Origin of the sequence: Flavobacterium gyeonganense (assembly GCF_029625295.1) — a bacterium.
GTDB lineage: Bacteria > Bacteroidota > Bacteroidia > Flavobacteriales > Flavobacteriaceae > Flavobacterium > Flavobacterium gyeonganense.
The window spans coordinates 1,879,437-1,897,417 of the sequence record NZ_CP121112.1 but is presented as its reverse complement, the minus strand read 5'-3'; the positions used below and the strand labels follow the sequence as shown (position 1 = coordinate 1,897,417).

Below are 17,981 nucleotides of genomic sequence, written 5' to 3'. Positions count from 1 at the left end.
AAATTAATATCAAATAAATTTTAAAAATAGTAAGATTTTACATGTAAATATTTTTTTTATCTAATAAAGGGTTCTTTTTATCGCTTTTTTTTGCTTTTTATCGAATAGTTTAAAATTTGATAAAAAAACCATTCAGAACTGTTATTTTTGTTCTATAAATTAGCCCCAAATAATTTAGTATTTTGTTTTTAATTCTTATGTTTTGATTATCAGAACATCAATCTGTTTACAGGTTTAATACTAATTAAGTTTAGGGTATTATTAGTTGTTATTTGATAAAATTTGTCAAAAAAGCAATTTTAATAGAAATAAGTTTACTTTTTTTAAATTTAATCCGCCCCAAACATGATTAAAAAACTACAAATTCTTATTGGTTTATTTTTTTCAAAACAAAATCACAATATTCCAGAATTTTTATCATTTAACTTGTTTAACAATAATGTTAAATTGGTTTTTTTGCTTTTTTGATGTTTCAGATGGGCTATGGACAGACTTGTAATGTGGTTACTAATTCAACTTTTACAGGAAATGCCAATGGATGGACACTAGGAGGCTCTGGTACAGGCTGGTATTATGAAGCAACCTGGGCTCCAAATGAAATTTATATTGAAAAAGATGGTGCGGTTGATCAGTCATTAAAGCAAAGCGTAACAGGTCTTGTTAATAATTCGTTAACTCTTTCCTTCAAAATCAAGGGACAAAATGCCAATCGTTTGTCAACCTGTCCAACAACTGCTACATTAGTAATAAAATTAGGAGGTGTAACTTACATGACGATTAATAATGCTGCTGGTTCGGTAGGAAGTCCAAATACTCAAATAACAACAGCCAATATTACTACTTCTAATGGGGCCACTTATACACAATCAGGGTTCCCTTTAACAGTTGGGGGTGCAACTTCAGGCATAACTATAACACAAGGTACAATAACACTTACCATTCCATGGAATCCAGCAACCGCAACTACCGCGGATTTAGAGTTTGTTGCTACAACTTCAAGCACAGCCATCGGATCTTGTCTTGCCTGGGGAGGAGATGACTGGTTTTTGGATGATATCATGCTCTATACTTCTAATCCTGTAGCTTATAACATGACTGGAACAAGTATTTGTGAAGGAAATAGTACTACTATTGGTGTTAGTAATTCTCAGATTGGTGTTAATTACCAACTGTACCGTAACGGCTCAATAGCTGTTGGGAGTGCTCTTGCTGGAACAGGTTCGCCTATTTCATTTGGAATCCAAACTGTTACAGGTATTTATACAGCAGTAGCCAGAGCAGGAACTACAGGTTGTACTACACCAATGAACGGAAGTGTTTCAATTAATCCCAATCCGACATTAACAAATGCGACGCAACCTGCGGCACAGCCTGCCGTTTGTGCTGGTTCAGCAGCTACTATTAATCTAACAGGTTTATTACCAAGTACTACTTCGACAATAAATTATACTATTAATGGTGTTGCGCAAACACCAATTACAGGTGTTACTTCTGATGCTTCCGGAACAGGAAGTTTTACAACACCTGTATTAACGATTGGTAATAATGGTCAAATATTGCAAATAACAGCTATTACTAATACAAGCGCGACACCAAATTGTACATCCAGCTTTGCCAGAAATGTAACTCTGGCTGTTAATGCCACACCAACATTAACAGGAGCTTCACAACCAATAGCAACCTGTGTAGGATTTGGGGCTACAATTAATCTAACCGGATTATTGCCAAATGCTACTTCAACGATTAATTATAGTATTAACGGTGCTGCACAAACTGCTGTAACAGGTGTAGTTTCCGATGCTTCAGGTACAGCGAGTTTTAGTACAGTTGCTTTGACAGCAGCCAATAATGGTCAGCAACTACGTATAACAGGTGTTGCGACTACAAATACGACTCCTAATTGTTCTGCTGCTTTTACTCAAAACGTGACTTTATCTGTAAATCCTGCACCAACATTAACAGGAGCATCGCAAGCAGCAGCAGTATGTGCAGGTTCCGGAGCTTTGATAAATTTAACAGGATTGCCAGTAAATAGTACTTCTACCATAAATTATACTATCAATAGTGTTGCGCAGGCTGCAGTAACGGGTATTGTTGCTAATGGTTCCGGTGCGGCAAGTTTTACATCATCAGCTTTAACAGCTGCTAATAATGGCCAGCAGTTGAGAATTACAGAGGTTACTGTTACAAGCAGTACACCTAATTGTTCTGCTACTTTTACCCAAAACGTAACATTAGCTGTAAATCCTGTTTTGACAGCCTCAGTGAGTATTTCTAACTCACCCGCTGGAACTGTTTGTGCCGGAACAAATGTAACGTTTACTGCAACACCAACAAATCCGGGCACAACTCCGGTTTATCAATGGAAATTGAATGGAGTAAATGTTGGAAACAACTCAACAACGTATTCAAATAGTACTTTATTATTAAATAATGATGTAGTTACTTGTGAAATGACTTCGAACGCTTCTCCTTGTTTGGCAGGAAGTCCTGCTACTTCTAATGCCATTACGGTAGCATCTGCAGGTCCAACAACTACAGGGGTTACTGTTTGTACAAGTGATTCCGGATCGTTGAGCTCTTCGACAAATTGTGATCAAACTTTAAGTTCTAGTAGAAGTGCTGGTAATGGAACATCTGTAACAGGTGTTGGTACTTTGGCATGGTCAAATCCGGGGCGTATTACTGCTGATGATAATAGTAATACAAGTGCATCAAGGAATTCTAATGGAACCACAACAACAAATTATCTACAAGCCACAAATTTTGGATTTACTATACCTACAAATGCTACGATTACTGGTGTCACAGTTTCTGTGAATCGATACGCTTCAGCAAATAGCGGTTCTGATTATGTCAGAGATAATATTGTGAGTTTAATAAAGAGCGGGGCAGTTACTTCTACTAATAGAGGTTTTACAACAACTAATTGGATTGTAACAACAACTAATGCTGCATCTTATGGCGGAACAAATGATTTATGGGGTTCATCTTGGAATCCAGCAGATATCAACGCAACAAATTTTGGTGTTGCTTTATCTGCAACTATCACTAGGGGGAGTGGGAGTGGAACTGTAACGGCAAATGTTGATTATATGCAGATTACGGTTACTTATACTGTTCCAGGTTCTATAGATTGGTATACAGCTTCTTCAGGCGGTACATTACTAGGTTCCGGATCTTCTTTTAATCCGGTTGGTGTTGCGGGTTCAGGGTTAGCCAATACAAACACACCAGGAACAACAATTTTTTATGCAGCATGTTCTTCGAGTCCAAGTTGTAGAACACCTACAGCATTTGTTATAAATCCTAGACCATCCGTTACCAATACAACCTTAACACAGACCATTTGTTCCGGAAGAAGTTCTACTGCTGTTGTTCTTACTTCAGGAATTACAGGGACTACTTTTGCATGGACTGCAAGTGCAACAGCTGGAGTTTCAGGATTCACGGCAAGTGGATCAGGAAATATTCCTGTTCAAACGATTTCTACTACAGGAACCACTCAGGGAACAGTTACCTATGTTATTACACCAACAGTTAATGGCTGTTCGGGTACAGCAACTAATTATACCATATTAGTTGATCCTACACCAGCAACACCTACAGGTTCAGAATTTCAAACATTTTGTGCAGCAGGTTCACCAACAGTAGCAAATCTTACCGCCACAGGAACAGGTATAAAATGGTATGATGCACTAATAGGAGGAAATCAGCTGACAGCAGCAACGCCACTAATAAGTGGAAATCATTATTATGCTTCGCAAACTTCAGGATGTGAGAGTACAACGCGATTGGATGTTACGGTAATGTTAAATGCGACACCTGTAATTACACCTAATAAAGTTGATGAAACTTGTCCTTCTTCTAATAATGGAACTATTTCACCTTCGCTTTCAGGAGGGCTGACTAATATTCGATATATAAAATTAACTCAAAAATATGCTGATCATCAGCAAGTTCAGGAAATTCAGGCTTTTGAAATTTTTACTGGCAATAACGTTGCATTAGCTTCAAATGGTGCAACAGCTTCTGCAAGCTCAACTTATAGTAATGTAGCAACTTTTGGCCCACAACGGGCGATTGATGGAGATTATGCAGGATATAGCTTCTGGCATAGTGCATCCACAAATGCAGGAGAATATATTACAGTAGATTTGGCTTCGGCAAAAAACATTGATTATTTACGAATCTATAATAGAAGTGATTGTTGTCAGGACAGAGGACAAAATATGCTTTTAGAATTGTTTGATGCTTCAAATAATCTTGTATATGCAAAAACAATAGATCTTTGGGAGGGAGTGAATGGGGCTCATTATATAGATGTGAATTTGTTAGACGTTTCGTGGTCAGATGCTGCAACTACGTTAAACAGAACAGGATTAGATTCCGGAAGTTATACTTTAAATTATGCAGATGCTGCTGGCTGTTCTGCAAGTATGCCAATAAATATAACATCAGTAAATAATGTACCTACTATAGCTTCAATCTCTGCACCTTCAGCATTTTGTCCTGATGGATCTTTGAATCCTGCAGCACCTACTGTTACGACTAACGGTTCTGCTATTTCAGCTTCTGGCTGGCAATTAGAGACTGCAGTGGGAAGTGGTTCATATTCAAATTTGGTAGTTCCTTATACGGTTTCTTTCGCTGACAATGGAAAAAGAATCAGATATTATGCGACTAATGGGTGTGGAACGACAAATAGTAATAGTGAATCAATAATAGTAAATCAAAATCCAATAGCTCCTACTGTAGGGACAATAATCCATATTAGTTGTACAACAAATACCGGTAGTGTAGAATTACGAGATCTGCCAGCAGGTGATTGGACAATTAATCAAACAGGAGATACTGCTGCAACCTATGGCAATGCGGTTCCTAATACAACAAGCAGAACTATCTCAGGTCTATCAGCCGGGAGTTATACATTCACCGTAACTAATTCTAATGGATGTACTTCTGCAGCTAGTACAGTTACCATTTTTAATAATTCAAATATTTGGAATGGAAGCAGCTGGAGTAGAGGAGTACCGCCAAATGCGACTATGAATGTTATAATAGCTGCAGTAATTCCTAATTCTCCTTTTACAACAAATTTAGTAGGTTGCGCTTTGACAATTAACTCAGGTGTAGTGGCAACAGTACCATCAGGAGTTACATTAACTATAACCAATGAAGTAACAGTTAATGGTTCTTTGACATTTGAGAATAATGCCAGTTTGGTACAAATTAATAATGTCAATAATAACGTTGGTGTCATCACTTATAGGCGAAATTCCCAGCCGATGAAGAATTTCGATTTTACGTATTGGTCATCGCCTGTAGAAGGTCAGACGTTATACAATTTATCGCCTAATACGCTTTGGGACAAATACCAGTCTTATAGTGGAAGTGGCTGGAAAATCGAGACATCAACCAATGTTATGCAGCCAGGAATCGGTTATATCATCAGGGTGCCAAAGCCTTTTGCGTGGCCGGATCCTAATGCAGCCAGCTATGTACAGCCAGTGCAGTTTATAGGCAAGCCAAACAACGGGCACATCACCAGCAGCCAGCATATGGATAAAGGGAAATACTACCTGATCGGGAATCCTTATCCATCGGCCATACATGCAGATGATTTCTTGTTCAGCAATGTAAACAATAGAAATATTTTAGGGGGGACCATCTATTTCTGGACCCACAATACCGCTATTAAGGTTGTCAATTCTAAGCTTGCTTATGTTTCAGATGACTATGCCAGCTACAACCTGACAGGAGGAGTTGCTACTTCAGCTGTAAGTGATCCAGGGTATAATGATAACCCTTCATTGGATACAGGCAGAAAACCGACCGGCTATATAGCAGCAGGGCAATCATTTTTTACGATGGCTGAAGATGGTTCAGGCTATGTGGAGTTCAATAACTCGATGCGTTATGGAGGCACGAATAATTCCCAATTTTTCAAACCGGGCAAAACATCTAAATCCGCAGCGATTGAGAAACACCGCCTTTGGCTTAATCTGAGCAATACGGGAGGTGCATTCAAACAAACGCTGATTGGATATGTTGACGGTGCGACAAATGGTTATGATACAAATTTTGACGGAATGACTTATGACGGCAACAGTTATATTGATTTTTACAGTGTCAATGAAACTTCCAGGCTGACGATCCAGGGACGTGCCTTGCCATTCAGTGATTCAGATGTTGTTCCTTTGGGCTATCGTTCGACAATAGCGGGAGATTTTACCATTGCAATCGATCAGGCAGATGGCAGCCTTTCAAGCCAGAGAGTTTACCTTGAAGACAAGCAGACCGGAACAATAAACGAATTGACGGCGAAAAACTATACTTTTACGACCAAGGCAGGTGCATTCAACAATCGATTTGTACTGCGTTACAAGAACACAACATTAGGAACGGGAGATTTTGAAACGGTTGATGATGCTGTTTGGGTTGTTGCCCAAAACAAAACCATTACAGTAAATTCGACAACAGAAAATATTGATAAGGTGTTTATTTATGATGTTTCCGGAAAAGAGTTGTATAGTAAAGATAAGGTAAGCAATCTTGAATTTGTTCTTCAGAACCAGCCCTTTGCGCAACAGGTTTTACTGGTAAAAGTAGTGCTGGAGAATGGCTACCAGACGACTAAAAAAGTGATCTTTAAATAAAACTACAAACCATAAAACAAAAAATCCGATAGCGTAAGTTATCGGATTTTTTATTTTAATATCATATTAACCACTTTTAATTTTAAAAAACCTTTATGGTTAAAAGTGAATGATTTAATAGATTGAATATATTTTCATGTAGCTTTTTACCTATATAATTTTACATGTATAAAATACCCTGGTTCTACATCGGGTTTATATGCCTTTAATCGAATTTGTCTCATTTCAATTAAAATAAGTTACACAAAGGATTATTTTTGTGGCTTATATGCTTCTTAGTGTGGGTATTAAAAGGTATTTTTTTAATTGTTTTTAAATATTAGAACAGTGAAAAATTATTAGATATACATAATAAGAAGTATTTCCAAGACTAAGTTAATCTTTATAAGCCTATACAATGATTAGAAAATCACTTTTGATGAAACGTTCTTTATTTTTAAAGATTATTGTTTTATTTTTTTCACTCATTACTTCCAAAACATTAAGCCAAACTTCGGTAACAAGAATATATACCGATTGGAACACCTATTTCACATCCAATTCGGCAACTAATGTTGTTGCAAATCAGCCTAATACAGAAAATAATTTGCTTGCCTTTGACTGGCAGGGAAAAACGTATGCAACAGGCGCTAATAACGCTGTTTTGACTGCTAATTCTGTTAGTTTTGTGAATAGCCGTTTCAGAGCTTTAAAAATACAATCTTTACCATATGACCCATCCAGCTACTATTTGCAGGGTTCTAATATTGATGGCTCTTTAACGAATAGGATATTAACTCCTGCTCTTGGAGGAGCTTTATCAACGCCTGCTGAATTAGCTTATAGACTTACAGATGGTATTAATGGATTGGCTTTGGGTACAGGGATTGCAAATATAAAAGCCAATACTTTGGCTGAATTCAAAATAGGTACAAATAATATACAATTGGGAATAATTGGAGATGGTATCCCTGATATTATAGTCAGTCAGGTTGCTCAGCCAAATTCAGTAGTTGACAAATTCAGTTTTGTTAATGCATCAGGAGTTGTTATTGGTAATTCTGTTAACGTAGATTTTACTTCTAGTTCTATTCCGGCAGTTGGAACTTACAGACTGGATTTATTCAATACTAATAACGGAGCACCGGCCGCTGGTTTTAATGCAAATGACACCCGCGATATTCGCTTGCTCGCCTTTGATTTAAGTGCTTTTGGAATTACAGATGCAACTTCCTCACAGATAGATCGTTTTGTAGTTAATTTTTCAGGAAGTTCTGATTGTGCATTTATTGCTTTTAATACAAATTCGTTAAAAATAGCAACTTTAGCTTTAGTAAAAAAAGCGACATTGTTGGGGTGCGGAGTAGGGGGTAAAATTAGGTATACTTTTGAAGTTACCAATACAGGAGATGTTCCGTTAACAAATGTAGTAGTAACTGACCCTATGATTGGTACAATACCAGGTTCTCCTATTGCTTCCTTGGCTGTTGGTGCAACGACAACTTTAACTGCTGATTATACTATTACAGCAGCTGATGTAGCGTTAGGGAGAGTGATCAATTCTGCAAAAGTTACAGCTGTTGATCCTTCAGCGAACACGATCGAAGATATTTCAGGTAATACTAAGGCAGATGATATCCAAACCGTAACTAATTTATTGACACCTCCAACGATAGGGACAATAAAAAACATAACTTGTAATTCATTAGGAACTATTGCTTTAAGCAGTTTACCTTCAGGAGCATGGACTTTAGAAAGAAATTCAGGAAGCGGTACAGTAAGCACTTCTGGTTCCGGATCTACAACGACTGTCACTGGTTTGGCTGCTGGAACTTATACTTTTAGGGTAACGGATAATAGCAGTGGCTGTAAATCACCTTTAACAGCTCCTGCTTCAATTATTAGTCAGACAACGAATACCTGGAACGGAACTGCATGGTCTACAGGATCTGTACCAACTTTAGATCAAAATATTGTTTTCACAGCAAATTATCCTCCTGCTGTCGATCCAAATGTTGATTTATATGGCTGCAGTTGCAGGGTTTCAGGAAGCACAACAAAAGTTATTATAAAAACAGGGCGTACATTGACTATAACAAACGCGGTGACAGTTGATACAGATGAAAATTTAATCTTTGAGAATAACGCGAGTTTAATTCAATTAACCAACGCTGTGAATTCTGGTAAAATTATCTACAAGCGCGATTCCCAGCCGATGAAAAATTTCGATTTTACATATTGGTCATCCCCAGTAGAAGGTCAGACACTATACAATTTATCACCTAATACACTTTGGGATAAATACCAGTCTTATAGTGGAAGTGGCTGGAAAATCGAGTCATCAGCCAATGTTATGCAGCCTGGAATCGGTTATATCATCAGGGTTCCAAAGCCTTTTGCGTGGCCGGATCCCACTGCGGCCAGCTATGTACAGCCAGTGCAGTTTATAGGCAAGCCAAACAATGGTAACATCACCAGTAGCCAGTATCTCCAGACAGGTAAATATTATCTGATCGGGAATCCCTATCCTTCTGCTATTCATGCAGATGATTTTTTAAAGAATGCCCATAATGATCCAATTTTGGGAGGTACTATTTATTTCTGGACCCATAATACGGCTATAAAAATGGTGAATTCAAAGCTTGCGTATGTTTCAGATGATTATGCAAGTTACAACCTGACCGGAGGTGTTGCTTCTGCACCAAGTGATCCTAATCATGCTGTTGGCACACCTGCTGTTGATAACGGTAAGAAACCGACAGGTTTCATAGCGGCAGGACAGTCTTTCTTTGTGAGGGCAGAGGGAACTGCAGAAGGCTATGTGGAGTTCAACAACTCCATGCGTTATGGGGGAACCAATAATACCCAATTTTTCAAACTGGGCAAAACATCCAAATTAGCCGGAATTGAGAAACACCGCCTGTGGCTGAATCTAACTAATACAGGAGGAGCATTCAAACAGACCCTTATCGGATATGTTGAAGGTGCTACAAACAGTTATGATACAAGCTTTGACGGAATAAGTTATGACGGCAACAGTTATATTGATTTTTACAGCATCAGTGAATCTTCTAACCTGACCATTCAGGGTCGTGCACTGCCATTCAGTGATTCAGATGTTGTTCCTTTGGGCTATCGTTCAACAATTGCAGGTGATTTTACTATAGCAATTGATGAGGCTGATGGAAGTCTGGCAAACCAGAAAATTTATCTCGAAGACACACAGACCGGTACAATAAACGAATTGACGGCGAAAAACTATGCTTTTACGACAAAGGCAGGGACATTCAAGAATCGATTTGTGCTGCGATACAAAAATACTACATTAGGAACAGGTGATTTTGAAACAGAGAATGATGCTGTATGGGTTGTGGCTCAAAACAAAACCATTACAGTAAATTCGACTAAGGAAAACATTGATAAGGTATTTATTTATGATATTACTGGCAAGCAATTGTATAGCAAAGATACTACAGGCAGTCTTGATCTGATTATGCAGAATCTGCCTTTCGCTCAACAGGTTTTACTGATAAAGGTAGTTCTGGAAAATGGTTATCAGACCACTAAAAAAGTGATTTTTAAATAAAGAAAAAAGCACAATAACAATAATTAAAAAACCCGATAGCGCAAGCTATCGGGTTTTTGTTTGAAAAAAATATTATTTTTTATCGTTCTTAAAATCACTAAATGTTGGTATTGTAACAGGTTAGTGATAGTTATAAATTGCATGTAAATTCTTATTAATTGTATTTGCCTGATCTTTATAACCCAAATCCTAATATCTTGAAATCAAAATTACACTGCTTGTTTATAATTCTTTTTAGTTTATTGTCTATTTCAAATGAAGCCCAACAGGGTAAACCAGACGTCAGTTTTAATATTTATGATGATGGTTTTAATGGTGATGGTTTTAATAATGCAGTAAGAACCTTGTCACTGCAAACAGATGGGAATTTAATTGTAGGAGGTGAATTTTTGAGTTTTAACGGAAAGCCACTTTCTTATTTGACACGGCTCAAAACAGATGGAACTATAGATGAAGAATTTGATACAGGTTCAGGTTTTAATGGAAAGATATATTCATCTTACATACAAAATGATGATAAAATTGTTATTGGAGGCAATTTTACCAGTTATGATGGAGTTGCTGCAGGCAGATTAATCCGATTAAATACTGATGGCTCGCATGATAGCACTTTTAATACTTCTATAGCAGCAGGTACGGGCATTATAAATCAAATTGCCCGGCAATCAGATGGAAAATTTATAATCGTTGGAAGCTTTACAAAGTATGATGGAATTACTGTAAACAGGATAGCCAGGATTTTACCTGATGGAAATTTAGATGCCACTTTTTTAACTGGTTCAGGTGCTCCTTCGAATATAAATTGTGTTCAGATCCAACCCGACGGGAAGATTATTCTGTCAGGAAATTTTATAAAATTTAATGGTGCCGATGTCAATAGAATAGTTCGATTAAATTCAGATGGTAGTATTGATATCAGTTTTAATATTGGAACTGCTTTTAATGATGAAATCCGCGCAATGTACTTACAATCAGATGGAAAAATTATACTGGGAGGTGAATTTACAGATTATAACGGAATTGCTGCTAACAGGATTATTCGGTTGAATTCAGATGGATCAATCGATTCTGGTTTTCTGTCAGGTACAGGTTTCAATAACGGTACTGTAAATGTTATAAAAGCGGATCTGTCAGGAAATATTATGCTCGGTGGGTCTTTTACAGATTTGTATAATGGAACTGATGTAAACAGATTTATACTTTTAAATCCAGACGGCACAATTAAAACGGACTTCAATGCAGGAGGAGGACCTGGTTCAGCATCAGTATTTAGTTTAGAAAATTCAGATGATGGCAGTTGGTACATTGGTGGGTCATTTTCAGTATTTGATTATTTGAACCAGGGAAAACTGGCTAAAACAGATGCTAGTGGAATTCATGATATTAGTTATCTTTCGGCTGGAGTCGGATTTGATAATTCGGTTTTAAAAGTATTACCATTGCCTGATAATAATACAATGGTTTTTGGTAATTTCTCAAATTTTAACGGAATTGCATGTTCAAAAATTGCCCGTATTTTGCCTGACGGAAATTTGGATAATACTTTTAATTCAGCTCAGTCAGGGGCTAATAATGCTATCAAAACGGCAGCCCGGCAATTAGATGGAAAAATGATTATAGCTGGAAGTTTTACTAGTTACAACAATACAGTCTGCAATCGCGTTGCCCGAATTTTACCTGATGGAAGTTTAGACAACAGTTTTGTTTCCGGAAGCGGTTTTAATGGTCAGGTATATTCGGTATCGATTCAATCAGATGGGAAAATATTAGCAGCAGGTAATTTCACGAAATATAATGGCGTTACATTTGGCCGAATAGTGCGCCTCATGCAGGACGGGACAATTGATGGTAGTTTTAATGCTGCTGTAGGTGCAAATGGAATTGTAGATGCTATCATTGTCCAGCCAGACGGAAAAATCATCTTAGGAGGAAGATTTGATACATTCAACGGTATAGGATATTCAAAGTTAATACGATTAAATGCTGACGGAAGTATAGATAGCAGCTTTTCTATAGGTATTGGGTTTGACAAAAACGTATATGCCCTTGATCTGCAATCCGACGGGAAAATTATTGCGGGAGGTTCTTTTTTAAATTTTAATGGAGTTTCAAAAAAACGAATTTTAAGGCTTAATTCAGATGGGACATTAGACATAACTTTTAACTCCGGAACTGGTTTTAGTAACGCAGATGTTCGAAGTATTTTAGTACAGCCAGACAACAGGATTCTGGTTGGAGGTGCATTTTCAGGAAATTATAACGGAACAGCTTCTTTACGATTATTGCGTTTGTCTTCTAATGGTGTTTTTGACTCCTCATTTTCAGCGAATTTGAATAGTACTTTGTATACGATGGGCTTTACATCTAATCATAAACTGATTATCGGGGGCAATTTTAACTCGGTATCAGGAGTGACAAAACATAGAATTGCCCGTTTGAAATTATGTGTCAATAGTTCAAAATGGAACGGTACGAATTGGTCAAATGGATTTTCTTCAGGCGAAAAGGAATTAACTTTTGAAGAAGATTATTTATTTTCTTCTTCAACAAATGCATGTAGTTGTAATATAAAATCTGGAAAGACAGTGACAATTTCAACAGGAAAAACTTTGGGATTAAACTTTGATTATTCGGGATCCGGAATTCTGACTTTAGAAGATACAGCAGCTTTATATCAATCTGATGATGAAATAGTAAATACAGGTACTATTTATCTTAAACGCAAAACTACACCCATTCGAAAATTTGATTATACTTATTGGTCTTCACCTGTTGAAAACCATAAACTAATCGATGTTTCTCCAAATACATTATTAGATAAATTTTTCTCTTTTGATTTTAATGCAAACAATTGGAAAGAGGAAAATCCATCAGGAAATATGGAATTAGGAAAAGGTTATATTATTCGTGGGGCACAGGATTTCTCAGTTACGGTTCCGGAAAAACATGAGGCAACTTTTAAAGGAATACCAGTTAACGGAAAAATTAAAACAAATGTTGGTAATACAGATAGTTTCAATTTAATTGGCAATCCATACCCATCCGCTCTTGATGCGGATATATTTTTAAAAGACAACAAAGATGTTATCAAAGGAACTCTTTATTTCTGGACGCACAATACACCATTTGCTAATAAATATGTTTCAGATGATTACGCAGTTTACAATCTGTTGGGAGGTGTGGGTACAAGAGCAGCAATCGCTTCTGGTGAAAATGAAACTTTGCCTGACGGAAAAATTGCTTCGGCACAATCTTTTTTTGTTCAGAGTTTAATTGCCGGGGAAGTGAAATTTGAAAATAGTATGCGAGTTATAGAACATAATTCACAGTTTTTTAAACCTGCTAAGATTTCCGAAAAAAAGAAAAAACCAGAAAGAAGCAGAATATGGCTTAACCTTACGAATAAAGAAAGTGCATTCAAACAACTTTTAATTGGTTATATTGAAGGAGCAACAAACGGGTACGATTCGGGTTTTGACGGAGAGTCATTCAATGGAAACAAGTATATTGATTTTTATAGTTTTAATGAAGAAAAAAGCTGGGCTATACAAGGCAGGGAATTCCCTTTTGAAGATTCAGATGAAATAGTCCTGGGTTATAAAACAGAAATCAAGGGAAATTTCACTATAAGCATAGATCATTTGGATCAAACTTTTACGGACCAATCCATTTATCTTGAAGATAAGGACAAAATGATTTTACATGATTTAAAAAAAGAACCTTATGTATTTTCAACTGAAAAAGGAATTTTTAATACTCGTTTTGTTTTAAGATTTACATCTAAAACATTGCATTTAAAAGACATTTCGCCAAATAAAAAAGAATTTGTAATTTATCAAAAGAAGGGACAATTAGTTATAGAATCAGAAGATTCAAAAATTCAAAAAGTTCAGCTTTTCGATATAAGTGGAAAATTGATTTTAGAACAAAATGCCACCCAAAATTCAATAATAATTTCTAATCTGAAACCAGAAAATCAGCTTCTGTTACTTAAAATTCAAACAGCAGACAGCTTAAAGACACAAAAAATAATATATTAATTATTGGTAAAATTAAGATAGAAGAACAATGGAGTCAAAGGTTTTCCTTTTTAAAAAGTCTTTGACTCCGATTATAGATAAATTAAATCAAATTTAAATTCATCTTTTTTTAGTGGATTTAGACAGCTTCTTTTAGTAAATTTTCATGCGTATTCTGAATTGCCTTTTCATTTTTATAGTCAATCCATTTTTGACCTTTGAATTTTCGCATCAAAATATCAAAATGGCGCATGATAAAAACATTATAAGCTGCTTTAGATAAGTTGGCAATGTTTTTAGGAAAAGAGCGTAAGCTCATAGAAAATCCTGGTGTAAGATACTTCATATAGTGCCAGTAACCTTCAGGCATATATAACATTTCACCATGTTTCAGGTTTGTGATGTATCCCTGGGCATTTTTCAGTGCAGGGAATTTTTCATAATCAGGATTGTCAAAATCAATGTCTTCCCTCGAAATTAACGCATGAGGAACCTTATACATATATTTTGACTGATCAGGAGGAAAAATCATACATTGTTTTTCTCCATGAAAATGAAAATGAAGAATATTGGAGTAGTCTATATCAAAATGCATAAACACTTTGGAATTTTGACCGCCAAAGAACAGCATAGGCATTTGCTTGACTAATTTTAAGCCAATATCCGGCCATAAAAAATCATTTTTTAAGACAGGAACATCTTTCATTAGATTGTAAAGAAAAATGCGGTAATTGGTTGGTTTTTTTCAAGTAAATCAATATAATCGCTCATCTTCATAGAAGTATGTGCTTCATTAAAACCATCTTCGTGGTTTACCGGTCTGTCATCGTATAAAGGAACAACTTTATCGCCTGCTATTTGTTTGATATAAGATAATTTCCATTTTTCATAAGCCGGCCAGTCTTCAGTCAGCTCTTCAATAACAACCGGTATTTGATTTTTTACATATTGGGATATAAACTCAGACTTTGAGATTTTCTTTACCCTTTCAATTTGTGTTAATTTCATCTGTTTTAAAATAAAAAAAATGCTTATAGTGTTAGCTATAAGCAATTTAAAAATATTTATTGAGATTTGTTAACTCTATTAATTAAAATTTTGACTTGATTGAAGTATGGTCATTCATTCAACAAGATAGAATAATTCGTGTGAGTTAAATTCTTTTCTGCTCTTCAGTTTGTGTTCTGTTTTTTTCATTCAATTTTTGATTTCCGAAGTTATATTTAAAACCAATCTTAAAACTCTGAGTATCGCTGTAATCAGTAAAATAATTATACTGATTTGCATATTTAGTAATGACTGTTTGTTTTTCTCCACGATAAACATCTGAAAAAATCGCAAAAAGTTCCCATCTGTCCTGAAATATCTTTTTCCGAAATGCAAAATCTAAGCTGGTAGACTGACTAATCGTAAAAGTTCCCTGAACAGATTTAGAGTTGTAATAAAAATTGACTTCGGCGGTAAAATCTTTTTTCTTGTTGAATGTAAATCGGTTATTGGTGCTTCCGTTATACTGCAAACGTTTGTTTTGATACAATTTTTCATCAACTCCCAAAAAGGTATCCTGAGTATAATTGATACCGGCCTGAATTCCGGATTCCCACCAGTCAAAGAAAACTAAATTGGCATTGAATTCTAATCCTAAAGCAGTGTTTTTTTCGATATTAGTAAGATGATAGACAACTGTTGTCGTTTCATAATCCTGATATGAGATTTCCATTGAAGGATTTTTTTCATGTCGGTAGTACAAATCAAAGTTGTATTTGTCTTTTAAAGTATAAGTCAGATTCAGGTTGTGAATGATGGTAGGCTGAAGCTTTGGATCTCCAACAAAATACGAATAGGAATTGTAGTAAGACCTGAATGGGTTAAGCCAGCTGTATTGAGGTCTGCTAATCCGTTTTCCGTATGAAAATCCAATTTGATGGTTTTCATTGGCTTTGTAAAGCGCATAAAAAGTGGGGAAAAGTTTAAAGTATTTTTGCTGGTTTATTTCGGTTACCGTAACCGAATTGCCTTTTAGTTGCGTGTATTCTCCTCTCAATCCCGCTTTTAGTGTCCATTTTTCTATTTCCTTGTTATAGCTTGCGTAACCTGCAAAAATGGTTTCATCATATAAAAACTGGTTAGTTCTGGATGTGTTTTCAATTAATTCGCCATTAATTTCATCTTTAAAAATAAGCTGACTGTCTGCTTTTACTTTTCCAAATTTCATTCCCATCTCGATTCCGTTGTCTTCATTCGCATAATCGGATTGTGCTGAAAAAAGCTGAATTTTTTGAGTGTTGTCGCTTACAAATCGTGTTTGTCGGTAAGGAGGATTATTGGGTAATGAAAATGAAGAGAAAATATCCTGATTTTCATTGTAATAGTAATGCGTATAATCTGAAGAAAAAGAAAGTTTCTCTTTCTCCTTAAATTTATGATCATAAGAGAAATTGTAATCATTATTTCGGGAAGTTTTTTCTCTGTTGTTTTGAGTCACATAAAGCGAATCCAGATTTCTGTTACGGTCATAAATATAAGTGGGCACATTATAAAACCCATGAACATTCGGATTGATAGAACCAGTAATGCCAAAAGAGAGTGTATTTGAATTATCTATTTCATATTCTGAACCCACGCGAAATGAATTTTGTGATGCCGATTTGTTTTTTCTTTTCAGAATGCTTTCCCAAATCGAGTTCGTTTCGCCTGAATTATCCAAATAATGAATGAAATCTTCTCCTTCTCTCACATACGTACCAGTACCAAAGGTATAACGTCCGGATAGCGATAGTTTTTCTCCTTTGTAAATATGGCTTGTAGAGATATTTCCTTTTGCGTAAATAGATTGTGTGTAAGAACTGCTTACCGTTCCTTTATAACCTAATTTTATATTTTTTTCAACCTGATATTTAAAACGGTTGCTCCCTGAGCCTCATATTTAGCCGGCGGATTTGTAATAACTTCTATTGATTTGACATCTTCACCATTTGTATTTTCTAAAAACTGTTTTAATTCATCACCTGTTAAGTAAACTTTTTTGTCATTAATAGTGACCAAAATACTATTGCTTCCGCGAACAATCAGATTGCCGCTGCTCATTGTAGTCACGCCAGGTGTTTTGCCCAGGATTTCCCAGGCATTATTAGTAGAAAGTGACGAATTTTCTACTGTAAATTCTATTCGGTCAATTTTTCTTTTTAGAATTGGTTTTGATGTTGTAATGGTAACATCATTTAGTATTTCTGCATTTTGTTCCAGTAGAATTGGCGTGAGCTGTAGATCTGACTGGACATCAATATTGAGGTATTTTTCAGAATGTCCATAAGAACTGATTTTCAAAATGTATTTTTCTTTTTCAGCGTGTGTTATTTCAAAAAAGCCTTTTTCGTTAGTTTGAGTGCTTTTGTAAAATACCGAATCCTGCTGTTTTAATAAAGAAATAGCAGCAAACTCTACGGGATTATTCTTAGCGTCCAGAATAGTTCCTGAAATTTTGTGCTGTCCAGTTCCGATAAAAGAAAAGAGTAAGAATATAAAAAGATAGTGTTTCATGATGTGATGATTTGTTGGTAGCAAATCTCTGAAACGGCTGCGGAGTATTGGGTTAATAGACGGTTAATGATGAGTTAAAGAGTTTTGGATAGTTTAGTTTCGAAAAAACAAAATAAACTGAACTCCCGATTTTTAAGGCATTCATTTCAGCATTCGGTTAATAAAGGGTTAATCAGTTATTTATTAAAAGCATAAAAC

At 35.9% G+C, this 17,981-nt stretch carries 5 protein-coding genes and 1 pseudogene; 3 read left to right on the top strand and 3 right to left on the bottom strand.

Annotation, left to right across the window (positions count from 1 at the left end; translation table 11 throughout):
- Nucleotides 1–476 precede the first annotated feature (476 nt).
- The 3 genes from P5P89_RS08205 to P5P89_RS08195 all read left to right on the top strand — a co-directional run bounded on the left by P5P89_RS08205 (nt 477) and on the right by P5P89_RS08195 (nt 14,264).
- The gene (locus P5P89_RS08205) at nt 477–6,659 is read left to right on the top strand and encodes a T9SS sorting signal type C domain-containing protein (protein ID WP_278011493.1); all 6,183 of its coding nucleotides are present in this window, start codon (nt 477–479) and stop codon (nt 6,657–6,659) included.
- 397 nt (nt 6,660–7,056) lie between these two features.
- A complete protein-coding gene (locus P5P89_RS08200; protein ID WP_278011492.1) occupies nt 7,057–10,224 on the top strand; it encodes a DUF7507 domain-containing protein in 3,168 nt (1,055 codons plus the stop codon).
- A gap of 197 nt (nt 10,225–10,421) precedes the next feature.
- On the top strand, nt 10,422–14,264 hold the full coding sequence (locus tag P5P89_RS08195; protein ID WP_278011491.1) for a calcium-binding protein: 3,843 nt from the start codon (nt 10,422–10,424) through the stop codon (nt 14,262–14,264).
- 118 nt (nt 14,265–14,382) lie between these two features.
- Here the strand turns inward: P5P89_RS08195 and P5P89_RS08190 are convergent.
- From P5P89_RS08190 to P5P89_RS08180, 3 genes and pseudogenes are all read right to left on the bottom strand, one after another.
- Nucleotides 14,383–15,251, bottom strand: a pseudogene (locus P5P89_RS08190) (cupin-like domain-containing protein).
- A gap of 145 nt (nt 15,252–15,396) precedes the next feature.
- Entirely contained in the window at nt 15,397–16,980 is a 1,584-nt protein-coding gene (locus P5P89_RS08185; protein ID WP_278011490.1) for an outer membrane beta-barrel family protein, read from the bottom strand.
- Between the two features lie 137 nt (nt 16,981–17,117).
- On the bottom strand, nt 17,118–17,783 hold the full coding sequence (locus P5P89_RS08180) for a carboxypeptidase-like regulatory domain-containing protein (RefSeq protein WP_278011489.1): 666 nt from the start codon (nt 17,781–17,783) through the stop codon (nt 17,118–17,120).
- Between the last annotated feature and the right edge of the window lie 198 nt (nt 17,784–17,981).

Excerpts from the sequence above, each read along its gene's own strand:
- P5P89_RS08200 (WP_278011492.1), top strand. The coding sequence starts at position 7,057 with ATGATTAGAAAATCACTTTTGATGAAACGTTCTTTATTTTTAAAGATT.
- P5P89_RS08205 (WP_278011493.1), top strand. The coding sequence starts at position 477 with ATGGGCTATGGACAGACTTGTAATGTGGTTACTAATTCAACTTTTACA.
- P5P89_RS08180 (WP_278011489.1), bottom strand. The coding sequence starts at position 17,783 with ATGAAACACTATCTTTTTATATTCTTACTCTTTTCTTTTATCGGAACT.